The sequence below is a fragment of the Methylobacterium sp. B4 genome, from assembly GCF_003201865.1.
GTDB lineage: Bacteria > Pseudomonadota > Alphaproteobacteria > Rhizobiales > Beijerinckiaceae > Methylobacterium.
The window spans coordinates 204,887-223,136 of record NZ_QJJJ01000001.1; the positions used below are offsets into that span (position 1 = coordinate 204,887).

The 18,250-nt window shown below is 71.7% G+C and carries 17 protein-coding genes and 1 tRNA gene; 3 read left to right on the plus strand and 15 right to left on the minus strand.

The genetic code is table 11. The annotated features are described in order from the left end of the window. Nucleotides 1-13 precede the first annotated feature (13 nt). The 7 genes from BY998_RS01000 to BY998_RS01025 form a co-directional block, all read right to left on the minus strand. Nucleotides 14-3,196: an efflux RND transporter permease subunit gene (locus BY998_RS01000; RefSeq protein ID WP_110349752.1), complete on the minus strand. Its 3,183-nt coding sequence runs from the start codon at nucleotides 3,194-3,196 to the stop codon at nucleotides 14-16. A 2-nt stretch (nucleotides 3,197-3,198) separates the two neighbouring features. Then, nucleotides 3,199-4,308, minus strand: a complete 1,110-nt coding sequence (locus BY998_RS01005) for an efflux RND transporter periplasmic adaptor subunit (RefSeq protein WP_110349753.1) — start codon at nucleotides 4,306-4,308, stop codon at nucleotides 3,199-3,201. A gap of 401 nt (nucleotides 4,309-4,709) precedes the next feature. Beyond that, nucleotides 4,710-4,994 carry a hypothetical protein gene (locus tag BY998_RS01010; RefSeq protein WP_110349754.1) on the minus strand — a complete coding sequence of 95 codons (285 nt, stop codon included), beginning with the start codon at nucleotides 4,992-4,994 and terminating at the stop codon, nucleotides 4,710-4,712. 130 nt (nucleotides 4,995-5,124) lie between these two features. Continuing rightward, nucleotides 5,125-5,250, minus strand: coding sequence for a hypothetical protein (locus tag BY998_RS24970; protein WP_280952870.1), 126 nt, complete (start codon nucleotides 5,248-5,250; stop codon nucleotides 5,125-5,127). 150 nt (nucleotides 5,251-5,400) lie between these two features. Then, nucleotides 5,401-6,057: a hypothetical protein gene (locus BY998_RS01015; protein ID WP_110349755.1), complete on the minus strand. Its 657-nt coding sequence runs from the start codon at nucleotides 6,055-6,057 to the stop codon at nucleotides 5,401-5,403. 1 nt (nucleotide 6,058) lies between these two features. Next, entirely contained in the window at nucleotides 6,059-6,697 is a 639-nt protein-coding gene (locus BY998_RS01020; RefSeq protein ID WP_110349756.1) for a hypothetical protein, read from the minus strand. A gap of 2 nt (nucleotides 6,698-6,699) precedes the next feature. Further along, nucleotides 6,700-7,200 (minus strand): hypothetical protein, encoded by a 501-nt coding sequence (locus BY998_RS01025; protein ID WP_110349757.1) that lies wholly within the window; start codon nucleotides 7,198-7,200, stop codon nucleotides 6,700-6,702. Nucleotides 7,201-7,324: 124 nt separating this feature from the next. Here BY998_RS01025 and BY998_RS01030 point away from each other — a divergent pair, with 124 nt between their 5' ends. Further along, nucleotides 7,325-7,612, plus strand: a complete 288-nt coding sequence (locus tag BY998_RS01030; RefSeq protein WP_110349758.1) for a hypothetical protein — start codon at nucleotides 7,325-7,327, stop codon at nucleotides 7,610-7,612. A 35-nt stretch (nucleotides 7,613-7,647) separates the two neighbouring features. Here BY998_RS01030 and BY998_RS01035 read toward each other — a convergent pair whose 3' ends face one another. The 8 genes from BY998_RS01035 to BY998_RS01070 all read right to left on the minus strand — a co-directional run bounded on the left by BY998_RS01035 (nucleotide 7,648) and on the right by BY998_RS01070 (nucleotide 16,523). Continuing rightward, nucleotides 7,648-8,163 carry a hypothetical protein gene (locus BY998_RS01035; protein WP_110350234.1) on the minus strand — a complete coding sequence of 172 codons (516 nt, stop codon included), beginning with the start codon at nucleotides 8,161-8,163 and terminating at the stop codon, nucleotides 7,648-7,650. A gap of 8 nt (nucleotides 8,164-8,171) precedes the next feature. Next, complete coding sequence (locus BY998_RS01040) at nucleotides 8,172-10,277, minus strand: M48 family metallopeptidase (protein ID WP_110349759.1); 2,106 nt, start codon at nucleotides 10,275-10,277, stop codon at nucleotides 8,172-8,174. Between the two features lie 397 nt (nucleotides 10,278-10,674). Then, the gene (locus BY998_RS01045; protein ID WP_110349760.1) at nucleotides 10,675-11,751 is read right to left on the minus strand and encodes an acyl-CoA dehydrogenase family protein; all 1,077 of its coding nucleotides are present in this window, start codon (nucleotides 11,749-11,751) and stop codon (nucleotides 10,675-10,677) included. Nucleotides 11,752-11,759: 8 nt separating this feature from the next. Continuing rightward, entirely contained in the window at nucleotides 11,760-12,302 is a 543-nt protein-coding gene (locus tag BY998_RS01050) for an OsmC family protein (protein ID WP_110349761.1), read from the minus strand. A gap of 11 nt (nucleotides 12,303-12,313) precedes the next feature. Further along, nucleotides 12,314-13,159, minus strand: a complete 846-nt coding sequence (locus BY998_RS01055) for an ABC transporter permease (protein ID WP_110349762.1) — start codon at nucleotides 13,157-13,159, stop codon at nucleotides 12,314-12,316. Next, nucleotides 13,156-14,379: an ABC transporter substrate-binding protein gene (locus BY998_RS01060; RefSeq protein WP_110350235.1), complete on the minus strand. Its 1,224-nt coding sequence runs from the start codon at nucleotides 14,377-14,379 to the stop codon at nucleotides 13,156-13,158. Before BY998_RS01060 ends, BY998_RS01055 begins: the two co-directional genes overlap by 4 nt. A 22-nt stretch (nucleotides 14,380-14,401) precedes the next feature. Then, nucleotides 14,402-15,133 (minus strand): ABC transporter ATP-binding protein, encoded by a 732-nt coding sequence (locus BY998_RS01065; RefSeq protein WP_110349763.1) that lies wholly within the window; start codon nucleotides 15,131-15,133, stop codon nucleotides 14,402-14,404. A gap of 1,314 nt (nucleotides 15,134-16,447) precedes the next feature. Then, nucleotides 16,448-16,523 (minus strand) — tRNA-Lys (locus BY998_RS01070). 129 nt (nucleotides 16,524-16,652) lie between these two features. On the opposite strand from BY998_RS01070, the gene BY998_RS01075 reads away from it, so the two are divergent. Together BY998_RS01075 and BY998_RS01080 are read left to right on the plus strand one after the other, a co-directional pair. Then, nucleotides 16,653-17,720 carry a hypothetical protein gene (locus BY998_RS01075; protein WP_110349764.1) on the plus strand — a complete coding sequence of 356 codons (1,068 nt, stop codon included), beginning with the start codon at nucleotides 16,653-16,655 and terminating at the stop codon, nucleotides 17,718-17,720. A 214-nt stretch (nucleotides 17,721-17,934) separates the two neighbouring features. After that, the gene (locus BY998_RS01080) at nucleotides 17,935-18,192 is read left to right on the plus strand and encodes a hypothetical protein (RefSeq protein ID WP_110350236.1); all 258 of its coding nucleotides are present in this window, start codon (nucleotides 17,935-17,937) and stop codon (nucleotides 18,190-18,192) included. The last annotated feature ends 58 nt before the right edge of the window (nucleotides 18,193-18,250 follow it).

Sequence of the window (18,250 nt, forward strand, 5' to 3'; positions counted from 1 at the left end):
TCCGGGCCGTGGATCAGACCGCGTGCTCCCGCGGCCGGAACCGGGCGAAGCGGAGCGCCAGCAGCGGCAGCACGGCGAGGTTGAGGACGGTCGAGGTCGCGAGCCCACCGAGGATGACGAGCGCCATCGGCCCCTCGATCTCCCGGCCGGGCTCCCCGGCGCCCAGCGCGAGCGGCAGCAGGCCGAGGCCGGTGACGAGGGAGGTCATCAGGATCGGCACCAGACGATCCGCCGCGCCCTCGATGGCCGCGGCGGCGTTCCACGGCCGTCCCTCGACGAGGACGAGATGCTCGTAATGCGCGATCATCATGATGGTGTTGCGCAGCGAGATCCCGAACAGGGTCACGAAGCCCACGATCGAGCCCAGCGAGATCACCGCTCCGCTGAGCGCGACCGCCAGCACGCCGCCGATGAAGGCGAAGGGTGTGTTGACGAGCACCAGGGCGAGGTTGGTGAGCGAACCCGTCACGATCAGCAGCAGCAGCACGATCCCGAGCCCGGCCAGCGCCGAAGCGAGGGCGAGGTCGCGGGTCGCCCGCGCCTGGGCCTCGGCCGCGCCGCCGAAGCCGACGAAGGTGCCGGCGGGCAGCGTCACCTCGCGGGCGATCTTGCGCTTGGCCGCCTCGCTGAAGGAGGCGACGTCGCGCCCCTCCACGTTCGCCGTCACCACCCGCACGCGCTGGGCGCCGATATGCCCGACGGCGTAACGGCCCGAGGTCGCGTAGACGTCGGCCACCTGGGAGAGCCGGATGTAGCTGCCGCTCGGTGTACGCAGCGGCAGATCGCCCAGCGTCGGCAGGCGCGTGCGCGCGGCCCGCTCCAGCACCACCACGACGTTGAAGACGGCGTTGCCCTCGTAGGCCTGACCCACCGTGTCGCCCTGATAGGCGGTGCGCACGATCTCCAGCACCTCGATGGCGTCGAGGCCCCAGTGGCGCAGGTCGGCCGGGCGCAGGCTCACGTTGATCTGCGGCAGACCCGGCGGGGACCGGAGCTGGACATCGGCCGCGCCCCGAACCTCGGCCAGTTCCCGGGCCACATCCCGGGCGGCGGCCTCGATCCGGTCGAGATCCGAGCCGTAGACGCTGACCACGACCGGGGCGGTGAAGCCCGAGACCACCTCTTCGATGCGCTCGGTCAGGAAGGTCTTCAGCGAAAAGCTCGCCCCGGGGGTAGCCGCCATCAGCGCCCGGATGCCGGCCTCGGCCCGCTCCTGCGCGGCGCCGTCGAGGCCCGGCTCGAGGCTGACATGGACCTCGCTGTCGTGGGTGCCGCCGAGATCGTAGCCGGCCTCGGCCCGCCCGACCTGCTGGGCGACGGCGCGCACGCCCGGCACCGCCTTGAGCCCGGCCGTGAGCCGTTCGCCGAGCCGCAGCGTCTCCTGCAGCGAGGTGCCCGGCGCGCTGGCCATGTGCAGGATGAGATGGCCCTCCTTGAGGTCCGGCAGGAACATGCCGCCGAAGGAGGGAACCAGCGCCGCCCCTCCGAGCGTGGCCGCGAGGCTGGCCGCGAAGACGAGCCGCGGGCGCCGGTTGAGCCGTGCGAGCCCGCGGATATAGGCGCTGCGCACGGCGCGGGAGACCGGCGGGTCCCGGCTCGGCAGGTTCGTGCGGCCGGCGAGCAGCAGCCGGGACAGGGCCGGCGTCACCGTCAGGGCGACGGCGAGCGAGGTCAGCACGGCCAGGATGTAGGCGAGCGCCAGCGGCCCGAAGAGGCGGCCGGGCACGCCCGTGAGCGCCAGCACCGGCAGGAACACGAGCAGCACCGCGAAGGTGGCGTAGGCGACCGAGACCCGCACCTCCAGGATGGCGTCGAACACCACCCGCGCCTCCGGCGCCGGAGCCTCGGAGCGGCGGTTCTCCCGCAGGCGGCGCATCACGTTCTCGACGCCGATCACCGCGTCGTCGACGACCTCGCCGATGGCGATGGCCAGACCGCCCAGGGTCATCGTGTTGAGGCTCTCGCCCAGCGCGCCGAGCACCAGCACGGCGCCGATCAGCGAGAGCGGGATCGCCGTGGCGCTGATGAGCGCGGTGCGCCAGTCGGCGAGGAAGACGAACAGCACCACCACGACGAGGATGCCGCCGAGCGCCAGCGCCTGGACCACGTTGCTGGTGGCTTGCGTCACGAAGTTCGCCGGGCGGAACAGGTCGGCGCGCAGGGCGATCCCGTCCCGCTCCAGCCCGGGCCGCAGCTCGGCGAGAGCCGCCTCGACCTGTGCCGTCACGTCGAGGGTGTTGGCGCCGTACTGCGCCCCGACCATCAGCAGGACGCCCGGCTGCCCGTCGACCAGCGCGGCGCTGATCGACGGCTCCGGGGCGTCGGCCACGTCGGCCACGTCGCCGAGCACCACGCTCGCCCCGCCCTCGTTGACGAGGACGGTGCGGGCCACCGCCTCCGGCGTCAGGGATTGGCCCTCGGTCTGCAGGGTGATGCGCTGGTTGACCGTGTCGACGAAGCCCGCCCCGCGCACGCCCGTCGCCTTGCGTCCGGCGGCGAGCACGTCGTTGAGGCCGATGCGGAAGCGGATGAGATCCTGCGGACGGACCTGGATGCGGATCGAGCGGACGTCGCCGCCGTAGACCAGCACCTCGCCGACGCCCGGCGCCGCCAGCAGGCGCAGGCGCAGGCGCCAATCGGCGACCGTGCGCAGATCCATCGCGGAGCGCGTCGGCGAGGTCAGGCCGATCAGGAGCACCGAACTGGTGGACGAGGTCAGCGCCGTCATTGCCGGCGGCAGCGCGCCCTGCGGCAGCCGGCTCGCCACCGCGGCGAGGCGCTCGTTCACGAGCTGGCGCGCCCGGTAGATGTCGCTGCCCGAGGTGAAGGTGACGGTGATGACCGACAGGCCCTGGATCGAGTTCGAGCGCATGGTCGCCAGACCCGGCAGGCCGCCGATCGCGACCTCGACGGCCTGCGTCACCAGCACCTCGACCTGTTCCGGGTTGAGGCCGGGCGCCTCGGTCTGGACCGTCACCGTGGGCGGCGCGAATTCCGGGAAGACGTCGTACTTGGCCGAACCGAGGGCGACGATGCCGTAAGCGGCCAGGGCCAGCACCACGGCCAGCACGATCCCGGGCCGGCGCACGGCGAAGGCCACGAGCGCCGCCTGGGGGCCGGACGGTGTGCGGGCCGCAGGGCGGGCGGAAGCGTCAGCGTCCCGGGCCGGATGCTGCGCGAGCCGTTCGTCGGACATGTTCAGTCGTCGTCCGTCTCGCCGGAGGCCTGGATCTGGCCCTTCATCTCCTCGGACAGCACCGCCTGCGGCCCGGTGACGACGATCTCCGCCGCGTCACCGAGGTCGTCGAGGACGAAGGAATCGGCCGAGATCGGCGCGTCGATCGGCAGGAGGTGGCGCGCGAAGGCGTCGTCGCCGACGCTGCGGTAGATCCAGGCGCGCCCCTGCCAGTGCACCACCGCGCTCTCCGGCACGGCGATCCCCGGGGTTTCCCGCTCCGAGGTCAGGAAGGCCAGCGTGCTCATGCCCGGCAAGAGCCCGCTCTCGCCCGCGACCGTGTAGAAGTAGCTCACGCCCTGGATGCGCTGGTCGGTGCGCGTCGCGGGCGAGACGTAGCGCATGGGGACGCGCTCGCTCTGCGGGGGCACCTCGGCATAGGCGGTGCCGGGCGGTGCCTTCAGCGTCTCGCCGGGCGGCAACGTCACCTGCACGAGAAATTCGGCCCGCTCGATCAGGCGGGTGATGACGCCGGAACGCTCGACGATGGCCCGGCCGATGACCGTGCCCCATTCCTGCTGTGCCGTCGCGGCCAGCGTGCGGACCTGGGACTGGGCCGCGGTGAGCGCGGCCTCGTCGGTGCGGAAGGTGCCCTCGGTCGTCTCCAGCTGGACCTGCGTGGCGTACTGGCCGAGGTTGCGCGCCCGGTTGAAGGCGTTGCGCGAGACCGCCGCCTTGGCTTCCGCGGTCTGCAACTGAGCCTTGGCGCTGGCGTAGTTGTTGGTGAGTTCGGTCACCCGGGCAAGATCGAGGACGGAGCCGTAGGCCTGCACCTCGATCCGATGCGGCGCCCGGTTGAAGCGAACCGTCGCGACGCCGATGCGCGCCTGCTCGTCGTCGCTCAAGCGCACCACCGTGCGCCCGTCCTCCACGGAGACCCGCGAGGCGGGCCGGGACGGCGCCGGAGGAGGGGCGGCGGGCGAGGTCGGGCCGGCGAAGCGGTGCTGCAGGTCGGCGAGGACCGGACCGGCCTTCACCCGCAGGCCGGCCCCGGTTTCCGACAGCAGGAAGAGCGCGAGGGCGGCACAGGCGCCGAGCGTCAGCCCCATCGACAGGCCGACCCTGCCACGCATCACCCGACCTCCCGTACCGCGCTTTCAGAGCGTGTATTGCCACTTTTGCCCGGTTTTGATGGCGAGGTCTACCCGGATTGGCGACCGTCAACCGCTGTCGCGCTTCGCCTGCTCTACGGCTGGCGTTCTCTCCGGATCACCGCTGCGACGGAGCTCGACGCTTGAGCGGATGGCATGAAAAAACCCGCCGCGGCGGAGCCGGGCGGGGGAAAGAGAGGGACCTCGTCCCCGACAGGGAACGGGTATGATGTCAACGCACGAGCGCGGCGCTTCACTCCGATGATTGACGCTGCGTCCCAATCGTTCCGACACGCAGCATCAGGAGAGCCGGCAACCGTCCGCGGACCGTCGTCCGGTCGGACGATCACGTCCACTCATTCGCGGCTGTGGCGGGAGGTGGCTTAACCCGTGGCCCTGTCGGCGCCCTGGCTGCCCGACCCGCTGTGCTGGGCGAACTGGCCCGTGCGGCCGCCCTGCACCCGGCCCGCATTGGCCTGGGTCGGTGCGGCGCCGAAGCTCAGCGCCTCGACCCTCAATCCCCGCCCGCGCACGCTCTCGGGCAGGTCGGAATGATCATAGTAGCCGGCCTCGTGCGCCATGGCGTCCATGGCCTGGATCTCGTTGGCGGCAGCGCCGGTCCAGAGGATCGCGCCCGTCCCGCTCTGCCGAATCTGGAAAACCGACATCCTCGCCTCCTCGCTGCCTATCCCGTTAAGAGACGCGCCATCGCGTCCGGCGTTCCGGGAAGCCTCGACGGATTTTTCGTCGCGCTTCGGTCCGCGCAGCCGCTCTCCGCCCTCTCATTGCCTTGCGCCGTCACGCCGCGAGACGCGCCCGCAGGCCACCCGGGACGCGCTCGGACACCGCGACGCTCTTCGCTTGCAGGTCGAAATGGAAGGTCAGGCCGTTGCGCTGGATCGTGTCGCTGCAATCGGCGTTCACCCTGCCCTGCCTGTCGCGGCGTGCGAGGCCGTAGGGTGGCGTCCGATCCGACGGCCGTGCTTCCGAACCGGCTCTCCATCGCAAGGGCGCCGAGACCGAGGAGGGCGGCCGAGGCGGGAAGAGCCGCACGACACGTCGAGCGCATCCGGCTCAAATTCCGGAACTGCCGGACTGAAGTGCGGCAGCCTCCGCCGCGAGGTTGGCGCGGGCGTTGGCCTCCAGGCGGTCGTGGAAGAGGTCGGTCTGGTAGAGGCGCGATCGGGCGAGGAAGCGTTCGAGCACGCACCCACGGCCGAAACGCCAAGCGATGTCCGGGACGGCGGCGTATTCCTGCCGGATCGCCGCTGCGTAGGCCGTGTAGGCGGGTGGGGGAGCCCCGAGCACCGCGAGGTCGAGGTCGAGCATCAGGTGGGTGGCCGGGTCGGCGCTCGGCCCGTGCGCGGCGGTCTCCCGGATCATTGCCTCCGCCGCTCGAACCCGGTCCGTTTCGGCGGCCTCTCCGGCTTGCGCCGCGAGCAATTCGGCGCTTCGCGCCTCGTTGTCGTTGCGGCCGGTGTCGTAGACGGCGTCGTGGAAGAAGATCGCCAGATCGACCGCGTCATGGTCGAGCCCGGTAAAATCGGCCATGCCGCGCACCGCGTCGTGCCCCGCCAGCAGATCCGCGACGTGGGACCAGCCGTGATAGTGGCGTCCGACCGCGCCGTAGCCGCTCTGAAGCGCCCGCCACGCGGCTTGCGCGTCGGCGCCGTCTGCCGTGCGGGTCCAGAGTTCGGCGAAGCGCGTCCGCAGGGAGGCGTCCACGAGCATCTCAAGGACCGGCGAGGGCGAGGTCGGCCGCCGGAAGCCAGCCCGCGACCGGGGCCTTGCCGCCCTGGTAGAGCGCCCGTACCCAGCTCTCGCGGCGCTCCAGCACCGCGACCGGGTCGTTCTCGACGAGGTAGGGGCTGCGCTTCGGGGCGGGACCGGGCTCCGGCCTCAGGCCGGCGCGGCGGGCGGTCACCAGGCCCACCGCCTGCCAGCGCTCCGATGTCTCGCCCGCTTCCGACGCCGTCTTCAGGAGCATGTAGGGCTTGCCCACCATGCTCCCGCTGGCCATCAGGCAGCCGCCATGGTCCTCGGCGAGCGTCAGGGCGGCGCCCTCGGAGGTGAAGGCGAGGGTGCCGGAGATGCGCTCGGCCTCGCCCGGATACCACGTCTCGACCGCGGCCCGGGAGCCCGAGAGCGTCCCGCGCAGAAGGAAGACGCAGCTGAACGACGGCGCGCCGCCGGGACCGGCCTCGCCGCGGCTCTCGTCGAAGACGCCCGCGACGGTTCCGCCGTTCACCGCCAGGGTCAGAGCACCGTAGCGGCCCGAGCCCGGCACCGGCTCCGCCGCCGCGCCGCCGCAGAGGGCGAGCGCGAGGGCGAGGCCGGATGCGGCCGCCCGGCGCCGCGGCCGACCCGGCATCCTCACAGGTTCTTTTCCAGGATCTGGACCACGGCCGCGACCCGATCCTTGAAGTCGGCCACGTTGGAGAAGGGGCGCCAGTTCACGTCGAGGACGTTGCCGGCGAAGGTCAGGCCGTTGGGGTAGTTCGAGGCCGGGGCCGTCTTCTCGTCGAAGCGGATGCGGATCGACTTGAGTTTCGCGCGCAGCGCCTCGCGACCCATCTGGTCCTTGGTCACGTCCTTCAAGCCGGCGGCCAGCGGCTCGAAGATCGTCTTCTCGAAGTAGCCCTCGTCGGAATAGTACTTCGCGTCGCCTGGAATCGTGAGCTGGTCCCAGGCCACCTCGACCGGCACGGGGAAGCCCGCCGCCTCCTGGATCGCCTTCTCCTGCGCCGGGTAGCGGCTTTCGCGGTAGGCCGCGATTGCCCGCCGCTCCGCGAGGCCGACGGTCGGCTCGGCCCGGAGGGCGGGGGCGGAGAGGAAGGTCGCAGCGGCAGCGAGAGCGGTTCGGCGTGAGATCATGCGCTGGAGTCTCCTGAGACAGAGTGGGATCGAAGGGTCGGTAGGGACGCGGGCCGCGTCCCGAAATGGAATCGCTGTTAAGAAGCCGTCACAACGCGGCAGGCCCGGCGCGGAGCGTGACGAAATGTTTGGACGGACAGCCTCGGCCGCGTGTCTCGCCGCGCTTCTCCTCGCGCCGCCGCTGGCCGCCGAGACGGCCAAGCTCCCCGCCGAGGTCGCGGCCTTCGTGGCGCGGCTGAAGGGGTGCCAGCACTGGGCCGGCGAAGAGCCCTACGACGCGGCCCGCGGCCGGGAGATCGCCGCCGCTGTCCGGAAACTGCGCTGCGACGCGATCGAAGCGGACGAGGCGCGGCTGCGGCGGCGGCACCGCGACGATCCTGCGGTTCTGAAAGCCCTTTCCGCGGCAGGCTGAGGCGGCGGACGGAGACGGTCGGCGGGTGCTCTCGGTCACCCGGCCGCCGCGCGACGGTTGCGGATCAGCGAGAGCAGCGCCCCGTAGATGCAGGCCAGGATCGCGCCCGCGAGCACGAGGAGCGTGATCGTCCGGTTCCAGAGCCGGTCGAGGCCGAGATCGGTGGTGACGAGGTCGGGGCGCGCCGGATCGGCCATGACGCCGGCGCTGTAATCGCCGAGATGCAGGCCGGAGAACACGTAGTTCACCCGGCGCTTCACCTCGCCCTGGGGCGTGCGCAGGCTCAGCGTCACGTCGCAGATATGGATGACGAGCTTGGTGCTGCACTTGCCCTCGCTGACCCGGGCGGCCGGGGCCGGCTGCGCCGTCCCGCGGACCTGCCAGTCCGAGATCACCACCGGCGCCGTGTAGACCGCGCTGGCGGCGAGGATGGCGCCGAGTGCTAGGACGCCGAACAGGACGAAGAAGCTGCCGGTCCAGCCGATGCGCTCGGGCGGCAGGCGCAAGGGCTCTGCGGGCTCGTTGGAGGCGGTCTTCGAAGCGGGGTTCATGGGCATCCTCAGGCCGGCTGCGGTTCGGGAGACGAGGCGCGGGCGGTGCCGGCCTCGGCCAGGATCTGGCGGGCGCGGTGGGCCGCTTGGTAGCGGGCGAGCAGGTCGGCGAAGTCCTGCGGCTTCATTCCGCGCGGCAGGCCGACCGTGACGGTGACGATGCGGCGCTTGGCGTCGAGCTTCACAGCGTGCCGGCCCGGCGCGCGCTGCGGCCAGTCGGCGTCGGGCGGCAGGAGCAGGCGGGTGACGACGCCCCCGTTGGTCAGCGTCATGTCGAGATCGGCGATGGCGTCCCAGGGGATGGTCCGGTCGAGGCCCGGCGCCTTCAGCCCCTCCGGGCGCAGGATCAGGGTGACGGGCTCGCCCCGCGACAGGATGAAGGCGCCGGCCGCCCCGAAGAGCGCCGCGAAGGCGGATGCCGCGAACAGGATGACGTTGACCTCGTGAAGCCTGATCCCCGGTATGCCGAAGATGGCGATGGCCCCGGCGATGAGGGCGAACAGCCCGCCGCCGACCGCCAGCGCGACCCCGCGCGAGCGGTAGTTCGCGCGCAGCACCTGCTCCTCGGTGCCGACATCCGCGGCCGTCGCCTCCAGATGGGCGCGGAAGGCGGCCTCCTGCGCCTGGACCGCGCCGAGGAAGTCGGCGGTCGCCGCCCGGCAGAGGCCGGCCGGATCGGCGAAGAAGGCGGCGAGCTGTCCCAGCGCGTGGGACGGCGGCGCGGTGCCGGCCTGCGCCAGCAGATCCGCGTCGATCGTCCGGCCCAGGGCGGCGACGCGCTCACGGGTCGGCGGATGCGTATCGGTCGGATGAGCCTGCTCTTCCTCCCAGTGCGCCGAGGGATCGTCGAGGCCGCGGGCGACCGCGTGCTCCAGCACCGCCGCCACGAGGTCGGGCGGCGCGGCATCCGGCGCCTCGGCCGCGGCGTCGAGGGTTTCGCCGATGCGCGGGCCGACCGCGCCGTAGCGCAACAGCGCGCGGGCCGAGGCGTCGGCCGAGGTCGCCGCGGCCCCCGCCGCGTCGGCCGCGAACTCGCGGGCCCGGCTCCAGTGGCGCACGGCGAGGTGGAAGCGCTCCATCACGAAGAGGCCGAGACGCAGGGAGGGCCTGAACAGGCCGAGCGAGCCCCGCTCGCCCTCGGCCACCGCGTCGAGGGAGCGCCCGACGCCCGCATAGATCGGCAGGAAGCGCTGACTGTAGGCCGTGTCGCCGCCGGCATAATGGGCGAGTTCGTGGGCGATGATCGCCGCCGTCTCGTCGCCCCGCATCAGGGCGAGGTGAGGGAGCGGCACGTAGAGGATGCGGCCGCTCAGCCGCGCGCCGCCGGGCTCCAGCACGGCCGGGCCGGCGGTGACGAAGAAGCCCTCGGTCAGGCCGACGACCAGGGCCTCGGGCTTGAGCGCACCCATCTTCCCCGCGAGCCCCTCGGTCAGCCGCCACAGGCCCGGGGCTTCCGCCGGGGTGATCTGGCGGCCGAGGATCGTCAGCGGATCGGGCTCGAAGGCGTCGAGCGCCCGGCGCAGGCCGAGCAGGGTTCCGCCCGCCGCGAACAGAGTGGCGCCCACCGCGACGACGGCGATGCCCAGAAGCTTCATCCCGTCGCCGCTGAAGCCGCCCTGCACGAGGGCGCCGGCCTCGAATCCGACGACGGCGACGAAGCCGGCGGTGGCCGCCAGGATCTGGAGCGCGAGCGTTGCGGGAAGCAACCGGCGCATCAGCGAGAAGCCGCGTACCAGCGCGTCGCGCGAGCCCCGCCCCCGCCACCCGAGCCCGGCGCCGGCCAGCAGAACCAGCAGCGAGAGCCCCGCCGCGATCCCGCCGCCCGCGATCGCCACCGGCGGCAGCAGGCGGCGCCACTCCATCACCGCAGCGAGCGTCCCGGCCGTGTCGCGGGCCTCGCGCGCCTTCACCAGCGCATAGGGGCCTCCGTAGTTCTGGCCGTTGTGGCGGAACTGCAGGCGGAAGTCGGGACGCCCGTCCCGCGGCGTCCGCGCCTCCAGATCCGCGACGACCTGGGCGAGGCGCTCCTGTTCCGCCGCGAAGGCGGCCGCGTCCTCGGCGCCGCGCTGCCACTCCCAGAAACCGAGCAGCAGGATCAGCAGCGGCAGCAGCACGGTGGCCGCGACGAGGCTCGCCAGGGCGCGCGGACGCGAGGGCGCGCGCGGGATCGTTGCCTCCGGAATGGGTCTCTCCTGAAGCGCGGGAAGATCACCGTCATCGCGGCGAAAGAACGATCAGACGATCAAAGAAATATGCGGCACCGGCACACGGATTGCGCCGATGATGTGCTGTTTTGATTCGAACTAAACTGAACGCCGCCGAGGTCGTTTTTCGATCGGCGGTGGGATTTCTAACCCAAGGAGCGCGTGCGTCAACCGATTGCTGTCCTCCGCCGTTCGGCGGGCGGGCGTCGGCGCCAGGTTTGGGATGTCGCGCGCATCATCGAGAGGCGAGACTTGTCCTCGCGGATCGACTCGGAAGGCGGGCTGGCCGAACTGGCCGGCCTGGGGCTCAGGCGCCGCGGGCGAGCTCCTCGGTCAGGTGCTTCACGGAGGGCGTGACGATGGCCACGAACTGCGCCTCCCGCAGGCGGCGGAACGGCTCGGCGCCCTCCAGATAGCCGCGGGCGCCGAATTGCAGCATGGCGGATTGCGCCGCCTCCAGCGCCAGCCACGAGACGTCGAGGCGCAGCCGCAGGGTCTCCAGGAAGGTGGCGCGGTCGGTCGCCTCGTGGGTTTGCGCGGCGATCGTCACCCGCTCCTGCAGAGCTCGGGCTCGAGCCTCGATGGTCTCGGGACCCAGCGGCAGATGGGCCGCCTGCGTCCGGCCGCGGACATCCTCGCGCATCAGCGCGGCGACGCCCCGGGCGAGCCCCAGGCCCATGCCGGTCTGGAGCAGAACGAAGCCGTTGCGGATGCCGGGCACGAAGGCGGCGGCGTCGTGCGCAATCACGTCCGTGTCTGGCAGATAGGCGTCGCGGATCATCACCGTGACGGTGCCGGTCCCTTCCAGCGCCACGAAGCGGGCATTGGCGGCGATGGCGACCGCCTCGCTCCCGGCTTCGAACAGGCCCATGACCCGGCGGCCGTCGGGCAGCGAGAAGATGCCGGCGAAGCGGTGACCGGGGGCAAGGTTCGAGACCCAGGGCAGGCGCCCGCGCACCCGGTAGCCCGCGCCCTCGCGCTCTCCGCGAAGCGCCAGCGGCTCGATGCCGGAGAACGCCTTCATCGGGTTCGACAGCCCGGTGCCGCCGAGCGCCGTACCGGCCGCGAGCGCCTCGAGATGGCGCTGCGCGCCCGCCTCGCCCGAGCGGGCGAGATACCAGACCAAGGCGTCCTGGCACCACATGCAGAAGGCCGTCGAGAGGCAGGTCTCGCCCACCTCCGCCATCGCCCCGATGGCGGCGAGCAGTCCTCGGCCCGAGCCGTCGGCATGGGGAGCGTAGGCTCCCGCCGCCCCGAAGGCATGCAGGATGTCCGCCGGGTAGGCGCCTGCATCGATCGCGGCGACGCGGGGACGAAGCCGATCGCGCACGATCCCGGCGATGCCGGGCGAGGGAGCGGTCTCGACGCGGGCGGAGGCGGCCATGGTGCGGCTCAGGCCCGCGCCAGGGTGACGGAGACGGGGTTCTTGACGGTGTTGAGCACCGGCGACCACTGTCCGGCATGGGCCACGAGGTCTTCGAGTTCGGCCTCGCTCGCGCCCTCGATGTCGAGACGCGCCTTGAGCCGGACGGCGGTGAGCCCCACCGGCTTCTCCGAGAGATCGCCGGTGCCCCAGACGGAGGTGATGTTGATGTCGCCCTCCGATTCGATCTCGATGCCCCGCACGGTCCAGCCGCGGGCGACCGCGTTGGCCTGGAGGCCGACCGCGACGCAGGTGCCGAGCGCCGCGAGCAGGGCCTCGGTCGGGTTCGGGGCGGTGTCGTCGCCGAGCAGGGCCGGCGGCTCGTCGACGATATGGGCGTCGAGGTTGCGCACGTAGTTGAGGTGGCGGAAGCGGCGCCCCTCGGCGATAGTGCGGGCCCGTACGGTCCTCACCGCGCCCGGATCGGCCCGGCCCTTCTCGGACAGGGCCCGGAGCTTGTCGCGGTCGATCGTCTCGAAGGTCTGGACGATCTCTTTCACGGCTGCGGTCATCGGATGTTTCCTCAGGTGGCGGGAATCCAGCGGGCGCAGGCGGCCAGCCGCCCGAGCGCGGCGTCGAAGGCGTAGCCGATCAGCCCGATCAGCAGGACGAGGGCGGCGAGCCGGTCGTAGGAGAGCGTGTCGCGGGCGTCGTTGACGGCGTAGCCGAGCCCGCTCGTGACCCCGAGATACTCGGCCGGAACCAGCACGATCCAGGCGACGCCGAGCGCCAGCCGCAGGCCCGTCAGGATGTCCTGCAGCACGGCCGGGACCACGACGGTGCGCAGGGCGGCGAGCCGGCCCGCGCCGAGATTGCGCGCCATCGCGAGCCAGACCGGATCGACCCGCTTCACCCCGGCGGCGGTGGCAAACAGGATCGGCCAGAGCGCGGCCGCCGCGATCAGGAAGACGATGGCCCCGTCCCATGTCGGGAAGGCCAGCACCGCCACCGGCATCCAGGCCAGCGGCGAGATCATGCGCAGAAGCTGGAAGGGCGGCTGAAGGATGCGCTCGGCCAGCGGCGACGAGCCGACCAGCAGCCCGAGCGGCACGCCGAGCCCGAAGGCGACGGCGAGGCCCTGGCCGACACGAGCCAGACTCGGGGCGGCGGCCCGCCACGCCTCGCCGGAGGCGATCAGCTCGGCGAAGGAGGCGAGCGCCGGTCCCGGCGCGAAGCCGGTGAAGGCGGAATAGGCCGGCACGGCCTCCAGGATCAGCCCGCCGAGGAGCCAGAGGGCGAGGAGCCCGGCAAGGCCGGCGAGCGGCGCCAGCCGGTCGAGGGCGCGGGCGAAGCCGACCCCGCCGCGGACCGGCCCCGGCGCCTCCACCGCCCGCTCGACCGCGAGCGCCGCCTCGATGCCCCCGCTCATAGGCTCAAGGTCTCCTCGCGGGTGAGCGCGGCCCCGTCCGCCGCCCCCGGCCATTCGGGGTCGCGCTCGAGCGCCGCGCGCACGAAGCGGTCGTCCACGAGGTCTCTCGCGACGAAGTCCGGGTCGAGACCCTTGAGGAAGCCGGCATCGCCCTCGACCACGGTCTTGCCCATCGCCTCCACGATGAGCCGCGTCGCGGAGGGGTAGGGCCAGGGCTGGAAGTCGATGCGCTGCGCGGCCCATTCCGGATGGCGGATCGCGCCGCTCGCCGCGTAGGCCGGGCCGTAATCGGTGGTGGCCTTGATCACGATGTCGGCGGGCATCGGCAGGTAGCCGCGTCCCTCCTTCGAGATCAGGCGGGCGACCTCCTCGCGGTTCCTCACGCAATAGGCCTGGGCGCGCACGATGGCGTCGACCGCCTTGCCCGCCCAGGCGGGATTGGCCGCGACCTGCCCCTCGTGGGCGACGACGACGCAGCAGGGATGGTTCTTCCAGATGTCGCCGGTGAAGCGCAGCATCCGCGCCCCGGCCTTGACCTCGCCCAGCGCGTTGAAGGGCTCGGCGACGATGTAGCCGTCGATCTTGCCCGCCGCGAGCGCCGCCGGCATCTCGGGCGGCGGCAGGATCTGCAGGGCGCACTCGTTCGGACCCGCATCGCCCCGGATCACCGGCACGATGCCGGATTCGCGCAGGGCGTATTGCAGCACGACGTTGTGCATCGAGTACCAGTAGGGCACCGCGACGCGCTTGCCGGCGAGCCCCCGGAAATCCTCGATCCCGCTCTTGCCCCCGACGACGATACCGGACCCGTTGGTGTGGGCCCAGGCCAGGATCTTGACCGGGAACTTGTTATTGTAGCGCATCCAGACGGGGATGGGCTTGAGGAGATGGGCGAGGTTGAACTTGCCGGCCGCGAACCCCTCGACCAGCGCGGACCACGAGCGCACCGGAACCGGCTCGGCGACCTTGAGGCCGGCTTCCTCGAAGTAGCCCTTGGCGTGAGCCACCAGCAGCGCGGTCGCGTCGGTGATCGGCAGGTAGCCGATGCGCACGGTCTCGTCCTCGGCCGCATGCGCTCGCCCCGGCAGGGCGAGCCCGCCCCCGCCGAGCAGGGCCGCGAGCCCGCCGCGGGCGAGCGCATCGAGCGTGTCGCGGCGCGTCCAGTCGGCGCGCGTCCACTCGTGCGTCCATAGGGCGGAGAGGTCGTCGGGGGCGCTCATCATCGATCTCGAAATTTGGGGGTCAGGCGGCGCGGGCCGGCGGATCCAATCGACGGCGCAAGGCGGCCTCCGCATCGACGCCGAGGGCGAAGTCGGCGGCGACCCGGGCCGGGCGTCCGTCCAGCACCACGGCGCGCTCGGCCAGCGCGGCGACGTCGGCCAGATCGTGGGTGACGACGATCAGGGTCAGGCCGCGGGCGCGGGCGAGCCGCAGCACGTCGGCCCGCAGGGCGGCCCGCATCTCGGGATCGAGCGCCGAGAACGGTTCGTCGAGCAGCAGCAGCGAGGGCTCGCTCGCCAGCGCCCGGGCGAGCGCCGCCCGCTGCTGCTGGCCGCCGGAGAGCTGGTGCGGCTTGGCCTCCGCCCGCTCGCCGAGCCCGAGATCGTCGAGGAGGCGGCGCGCCTGCCCTTCGCACCCGGCCCGGTCGCGGCCCAGGCGCCCCGAGAGGCGGGCGGGCAGCAGCACGTTGTCGAGCACGCTGGCCCAGGGCAGCAGCGCGGGCCGCTGGAACATCACCGTGCAGCCTGGGACCGGCCCGCGCACCGGAACGCCAGCGAGCCGCACGACACCGGAGGCGGGCGCGACGAGGCCGGCGAGAAGTTGCAGCAGCGTCGATTTGCCGACGCCCGAGCGCCCGAGAATTCCGACCCGCTCCCCCGCTGCGACGGCGAGATCGATCCGGTCGAGCACCGGGTGCGGGCCGTAGCGGTAGGCCACGGCCTCGAGCGAGAGATGGGGGGCTGGACGCGACATCGATCCTGGAAAACTGGGCGCAGCCCCGCCGCCGCCGGCCCCAAGCCGACGATCAGCCGATGGGCCGCGTGCCGCCAGGATGACCGATCGTTCGGCGCAAGATCAATGAATGATTAGTTCGAATATTCCGCGCGGAGAAAAAGAAAGATCCGCTTACAACGAAGAACAGAGAAGACAAATTCTTTCTTTCGGAAGTCCGAAAGCATGCCCGTGGCGCCGTCGTCGACGGTTGGCGAACGTCTCTTCGTCGGTGGGGTTGTTGAGCGGCGCCGGGGCCGAGCACCATCGGCACGGGCTGGAAATTTCGGCGATGGAACCGCTTCGGGGCTCGTTGCGGGCAAGCGTGTGCCGGCCGGAGCGGCAGCGCCGCCTGCGATGCGGGATGGGGATGGACGCCTGTCTCAGCGCCGCGGAGTTTCCGGCCGGACGAGCCGGCTGGTCCGGCTCGCGGCCCCCGGCCCGACCGTCCCTTCATGCGTCGTCGCGAGGCCCTGGCTGCCCGCCCCCGACGGAGCCGGACGTTCGACTCCGCTCCGCCCTTGCTGCGCGGCGACGGCTCGTGCAGGCGGCGGTCCGACGGAGAAGCCGAAGAAGGCAAAGGACATGGCGCAAACTTTCACCGCTGGAGTGGGCCCGAGCCGACGCGAGAAGCATGCCGCGACATCGTGGTTCGCTGGCTCAACGCGGCAGACGCGGCGGAGTTACCGGCTTCGCGGAATATCGCCTGGACGCGGTCGAAGATCTCAGGGGCCAGTCCCGCTCAATGCATCCGTTGCTCGACGGCCGGCACCCTCACGCCTTCCATTTCATCAGCATGGGCATACGACCACGCGAGGTAAGCCGTGAGCAGGGCGGAAGCGGCGCAGAAGAAGACGGAGAAGCGAGGCATGGCGCGACCGTAGCACGGTAACCCTGATCAGCGAGGCCGGCTGATCGATGCGTGTGAGCTATGGCACGAGCTGCTCAGGTCGGTTGGAGCCGACGGGAAGTCGAGAGCTGGTCGAGCGCCTTTCATCCGGCTGGCAGCGACAGCAGCATTCTTGTTCTCGACACGCAGATCGAGGCCGCAGATGGTGAGAAGTAGGAAGCGCGGGCTTGCATTTCGGCGGCGCACGGCGGCGGCAAGCGCGATCAATGCGTGTTTTGTGTTTTGCGGTTTGGAAAGTTTCGTCGTTCGAACTAACGTAAGAGTTTTGATTTTCAATTTATTCGATCGTCGAAACAGTGAGCCTGAATAATATTGAAAAAATACGTTTCTTCCCCCCGGCGCAATCCGTGGCGAAGACGACGCTCGGGCTAACTCGTTGAGTGAAGTGGTGAGCGCGCTGGGACTCGAACCCAGGACCTACAGATTAAAAGTCCGTTGCTCTACCAACTGAGCTACGCGCTCGCTGTCCGGGGCTCGGCGCCGCGGGGCGGGCCGGTTGCGCTCGGAGCGTGGGGCTCGCAATAGGGGAGCGGAACGGGAGGGTCAACACGGTCTCCCGCGCCGCCATCCACAGGGTCGACACGAAATCCGATGACGAGAGCGAACCCGGCCGGGTCGCCGCCGGAATGGCGGCGCTTCGCCCTGCTGTTCCTGGCCGCGGCGGCCCTGGCCGGGGCGGCCTGCATCGGCTTCGTCGCCGCCCTCGACCCCTACGGCCTGCGGGCCGGGCCGGGTCGGGCGCAGGGGCCGCTGATGGATGGCAACCAGCGCTTCATGTACCCGCAGGTCGCCCGCAGCGGCGCCTACGACGCGGCGGTGTTCGGCACCTCCACGGCGCGCCTGCTCGATCCCGCCGAGCTCGGAAACGCGTTCGGCGGGCGCTTCGCCAACCTGTCGATGAACGCGGCCACGCCCTTCGAGCAGAGCGAACTCGCCCGACTCTATCTGCGCTACAACCGGCCGAGGATGCTGATCCTCGGCCTCGATTCCACGTGGTGCGAGCCGGACGCGGACCGCCGCCGCCTCACCTTCCGGGCCTTTCCCGCTTGGCTCTACGCGCCGGAGGCCGGCTTCGGAGCGCTGCGGCAGGTCAACTGGCAGAGCCTCGGCACCGCCTTCGAGGGGCTGCTGTTCCGGCTCGGCCTCGTGCGGGCGCGGTTGGCGGCGAACGGCTACGCGGTCTTTACCCCGCCCGAAGCCTCTTACGACGCCGGCCGGGCCGCGGAGCATATCCGCAGCACCCGCGCGGCCCAGGAGGCCGCCGAGGCCGAGCCGGGCCACCGGCCGGCGCCGCCCGAGGCGCCGATGCCGGCGCTCGACTGGCTCGACGCCCTGCTGGCGCAGGCGCCGCCCGAGACGCGCAAGCTTGTGCTGTTCACGCCCGTCCACGTCTCGGTGCAGGGCGCACCCGGCACGCCGGCCGGCGCGCGCGAGTCCGCGTGTAAGGAGCGGGTGGCGCGGATCGGCGCGACACGCGGCGCGACGGTGGTGGATTTCCGTATCCCTTCCCCCATCACCGCGCAGGACACGAATTACTGGGACCCGCTGCATTACCGCTTGCCCGTAGCCGGGCGGATCGTGGCGGGGCTGAAGGCCGCGCAGGAGAGCGGGCGCGACGATCCCGAGGGCGCCTTCCGCGTGCTGGCCCATCCGCACTGAGGGTTGCGGAAAGCGTCTGGAATCGGGCGTTTTCCGAGGCGGTTTCGTGACTTGGCCTGCCACGAGCCGGCCGCACTCTCGCCCGATCGCCGGGCTCTACAGCCCCGCCCGGCGTGATCCGGGTGCCCGATGCCGCTGAACGCTTTCCCCCGACCTGGGGTTGGCCGGAAATCTCAGCGGACCGGACCGAGATCTTCTGGAGTTCGAGAGTTTCATGATCGCACGCACCGCCATCGCCCTGATGCTGACCACCGGCGCGGCGCTCGCCGCCCCCGCTGGAGCCCCGGCGGGCGACCGCAGCGCCCTGCGCCAACACTGCACCGGCGACTACCTGAGCTATTGCGGCGACTTCGCCCCCGACAGCGCCGAGGTTCGCGCCTGCTTCAAGCAGAACAAGTCGCGTCTCTCGCCAGACTGCCAGGCGGCGATCACCAGCTACAACAAGTCTCAGAAGCGCGCCGAGATTCGCTGAGGCGGATCGCTCCCGGCCGCTCCTTTCGGCTCCGCCTCGCCAGGGGGCGGGGCCGTCG

What these genes read in the sequence shown, in the direction of transcription:
- BY998_RS01000 (WP_110349752.1), bottom strand. Translation starts at nt 3,196, where the DNA reads ATGTCCGACGAACGGCTCGCGCAGCATCCGGCCCGGGACGCTGACGCT.
- BY998_RS01005 (WP_110349753.1), bottom strand. Translation starts at nt 4,308, where the DNA reads ATGCGTGGCAGGGTCGGCCTGTCGATGGGGCTGACGCTCGGCGCCTGT.
- BY998_RS01010 (WP_110349754.1), bottom strand. Translation starts at nt 4,994, where the DNA reads ATGTCGGTTTTCCAGATTCGGCAGAGCGGGACGGGCGCGATCCTCTGG.
- BY998_RS01015 (WP_110349755.1), bottom strand. Translation starts at nt 6,057, where the DNA reads ATGCTCGTGGACGCCTCCCTGCGGACGCGCTTCGCCGAACTCTGGACC.
- BY998_RS01020 (WP_110349756.1), bottom strand. Translation starts at nt 6,697, where the DNA reads ATGCCGGGTCGGCCGCGGCGCCGGGCGGCCGCATCCGGCCTCGCCCTC.
- BY998_RS01025 (WP_110349757.1), bottom strand. Translation starts at nt 7,200, where the DNA reads ATGATCTCACGCCGAACCGCTCTCGCTGCCGCTGCGACCTTCCTCTCC.
- BY998_RS01030 (WP_110349758.1), top strand. Translation starts at nt 7,325, where the DNA reads ATGTTTGGACGGACAGCCTCGGCCGCGTGTCTCGCCGCGCTTCTCCTC.
- BY998_RS01035 (WP_110350234.1), bottom strand. Translation starts at nt 8,163, where the DNA reads ATGAACCCCGCTTCGAAGACCGCCTCCAACGAGCCCGCAGAGCCCTTG.
- BY998_RS01045 (WP_110349760.1), bottom strand. Translation starts at nt 11,751, where the DNA reads ATGGCCGCCTCCGCCCGCGTCGAGACCGCTCCCTCGCCCGGCATCGCC.
- BY998_RS01050 (WP_110349761.1), bottom strand. Translation starts at nt 12,302, where the DNA reads ATGACCGCAGCCGTGAAAGAGATCGTCCAGACCTTCGAGACGATCGAC.
- BY998_RS01055 (WP_110349762.1), bottom strand. Translation starts at nt 13,159, where the DNA reads ATGAGCGGGGGCATCGAGGCGGCGCTCGCGGTCGAGCGGGCGGTGGAG.
- BY998_RS01060 (WP_110350235.1), bottom strand. Translation starts at nt 14,379, where the DNA reads ATGAGCGCCCCCGACGACCTCTCCGCCCTATGGACGCACGAGTGGACG.
- BY998_RS01065 (WP_110349763.1), bottom strand. Translation starts at nt 15,133, where the DNA reads ATGTCGCGTCCAGCCCCCCATCTCTCGCTCGAGGCCGTGGCCTACCGC.
- BY998_RS01075 (WP_110349764.1), top strand. Translation starts at nt 16,653, where the DNA reads ATGACGAGAGCGAACCCGGCCGGGTCGCCGCCGGAATGGCGGCGCTTC.
- BY998_RS01080 (WP_110350236.1), top strand. Translation starts at nt 17,935, where the DNA reads ATGATCGCACGCACCGCCATCGCCCTGATGCTGACCACCGGCGCGGCG.